General features: G+C 70.4%; 3 protein-coding genes. 1 reads left to right on the forward strand and 2 read right to left on the reverse strand.

Features of this window, described 5'->3' with window-relative positions; translation table 11 throughout:
* Nucleotides 1-869, reverse strand: an 869-nt coding sequence (locus ACIPIA_RS14005) for a LysR family transcriptional regulator (RefSeq protein ID WP_400510429.1), incomplete at its 3' end; no start/stop codon positions are given.
* Between the two features lie 182 nt (nt 870-1,051).
* Between ACIPIA_RS14005 and ACIPIA_RS14010 the strand changes: the two genes are divergently transcribed.
* Nucleotides 1,052-2,209, forward strand: a complete 1,158-nt coding sequence (locus ACIPIA_RS14010) for an MFS transporter (protein ID WP_400510431.1) — start codon at nt 1,052-1,054, stop codon at nt 2,207-2,209.
* A gap of 3 nt (nt 2,210-2,212) precedes the next feature.
* Here ACIPIA_RS14010 and bluB read toward each other — a convergent pair.
* Nucleotides 2,213-2,569: 5,6-dimethylbenzimidazole synthase (bluB, locus tag ACIPIA_RS14015; protein ID WP_400510433.1), on the reverse strand; the 357-nt coding region annotated here is incomplete at its 5' end.

The following is a 2,569-nucleotide window of genomic DNA, read 5'->3' on the forward strand; positions in this document are numbered from 1 at the left end:
AAGCTGCGGGCCGCGGGGCCCAGCGGGGCGTCGAGCCGGTGCCCGATATAGGCTTCGGCCGGAAGTTGCGCGCGTCGGCCGAGAACGCCGGTCTCGACGCGGGCCAGCCGGCCGCTCGCGAGATCACCCGCTGCGAGCCAGCCCGGCAGGCGCCCCCAGCCCAGCCCGGCCAGGATCATCGCCTGCTTGATGTCCTGCCCGCCCACCCTGCAGGTCCGTGGCGAGATCACGCCGATATCGCGCTGCTCGGTCAGGGGGGAGCGGTCGAACTGGACGATCTGGAGATGATCGGCGAGGGCGGCGGCGTCGAGCGGCCCGGCCTGGCGCGCGAGGGGGTGGGAGGTCGCGACCACGGCGATCATCTCGATCGAGGTCAACGCCTCGACGGCGATCCGCGGGTCGCGAAAGCTCTCGCCGACGATGATCGCGATCTGGCTGCGCTGCTCCAGCAGGGCCGTGATCGGGCCGCCGAGGGCTTCGGCCGAGAGCCGGATCGCCACGGAAGGGAAGGCATGGCTCATCTCGGTCAGAGCGATGCCGACCAGATCCGGCGGGAACAGCACGTCCACGGTGAGCGACAACTCCAGCTCGACGCCGTCGCGCAGCCCTCTAGCACGGGCGCGCATCGCATCGACCCGCAGCAGCACGTCGCGCGCATTGGCGAGCAGCGCCTTCCCTTCAGCGGTCAGCGCGGGGCGGTGGCCGCTGCGGTCGAAGAGCGCTATGCCGAGCTCGTCCTCGAGCCTGGCGATCGCATGGCTGACGGCGGACTGCACGCGGCCGAGCCGGAGGGCCGCGGCGCGGAAGCTGCCGCTCTCCGCCACGGCCAGGAACATGCGCATCTGGTCGAGCGAGAGGGCATCGAGCATGATCGATTCCATAGATCGGTTCGATGCAGATTATCTCACTCCCGTCGATGAAGCAGAAGGTGCATCAACGGCGCGTTCGCAGGGAGGTGCTCATCTTGCACGGATCGAAGAATGCGGCGGCCAGTGCTCGTGGGTCGGCCCGGGATACGTCGCCGCCGTCGCCGGCCGATTGGTGGCTCGTCGTGTGCGTTGTGTCCGCCGGCATCGCCGCCTCCGTCCAGATCGGCAAGGCGGCGATCGCGATCCCGCTTCTGCAGGCCGAGACGGGCTACGATCTCGCAGTGCTTGGCTGGGTCAGCTCGATCTTCGCGGTGCTCGGCCTCTTCGGCGGCGTGCCGGTCGGCGCTCTCGCCACGCGTTTCGGTGACCGGCGCATCCTGCTCCTCGGGCTGATGCTGCTGATGATCGGCAGTGCGGCCGGCGCGGGCACGCGCGACCTCGGGCCGTTGCTGGCCTGCCGCGTCGTCGAGGGGCTGGGCTTCCTGATGGTCAGTGTCTCCGGGCCGGCCCTGCTGCGCCGCTGCGTCGGTGAGGGAGATCGGGAGATCGCCATGGCCTTGTGGAGCTGCTTCATGCCCGCAGGCATGGCGCTGGCGATGCTGACCGGCCCGCTATTCGGTGGCTGGCGGGCGATCTGGCTTGCGGGCGCCGCTTTTGCGTTCGCGGCCGCCGTGGCCGTCCTGCTGCGCGTCCCGGCCGCGCCGGCAGGCGCGCAGGTTTCCTGGCGCAGCCTCGCTCTGGATGCCGGGCGCATGTTCCTGACGCGCGGGCCGCTGCTGCTGGCGCTCTGCTTCGGCCTCTATGCGATGATGTTCTTCGCGGTGCTCAGCTTCCTGCCGGTGCTGTTGATCGAGCGCATGGGCAGCCCCCTGGCAGTGGCCGGGTTGCTCAGCGGCCTGGCGACGGCCGGCAATATCGTGGGAAACCTGCTGGCCGGACTCTTGTTGCGACGCGGTGTCCGGCGCGTCGTCTTGCTCGCGGCGGCAAGCGTCGCAATGGGCGTGGCCGCCGCCCTCGCGCTGCTCCCCGTGCTCTCGCCTGCCGGCGCCTTTCTCTGCTGCGTCCTCTTCGCGGCGGCGGGCGGCTTCATCCCCGCGACCCTGCTCTCGACGGCGACGGCGATCGCGCCGCGCCCCGCCCTCGTTCCGGCGACGATCGGGTTGTTGATGCAAGGCAGCAATCTCGGCCAGGTGCTCGGCCCGGCCGCGGTCGGCCTGGTGATCTCCACGGTCGGCTGGTCGGGCGCTGCCGGCCTCGTCGCGATCCTTGCCTTGCTCGCCATGCTGACGGCTTTGGCGCTGCGCTGCGATATTGCGCGCCTGGGACGTCCGGCGGCCTGAAGCTCAGCCCCGTTCCCAGCCGGCCGTGACGAGTTCCGGCACGTCGCAATCCTCTTCCGGCCACCCGACGCAGAGATAGGCGATCAGCTTCCAGCCGGGCGGCGCGGCGAGTGCCGCGGCCACCGCTCCGGGCTCGATGATCGAAACCCAGCCGACGCCCAGGCCGTGGACGCGTGCCGCCAGCCAGAACTGCGTGACGGCGGCGACGACCGAGTAGTCGAGCATCTCCGGCATGGTCCGCCGGCCGAGGCCGTGGCCGCGTTCGGTTCCGTGGTCGCAGAACACCGCGAATTGCACCGGTGCGTTATTCAGGCCTTCGAGCTTCAGCTGCGCATAGAGCTTCGCACGCTCGCCTTCATA

Origin of the sequence: Allobosea sp. CER48 (assembly GCF_044752385.1) — a bacterium.
GTDB lineage: Bacteria > Pseudomonadota > Alphaproteobacteria > Rhizobiales > Beijerinckiaceae > Allobosea.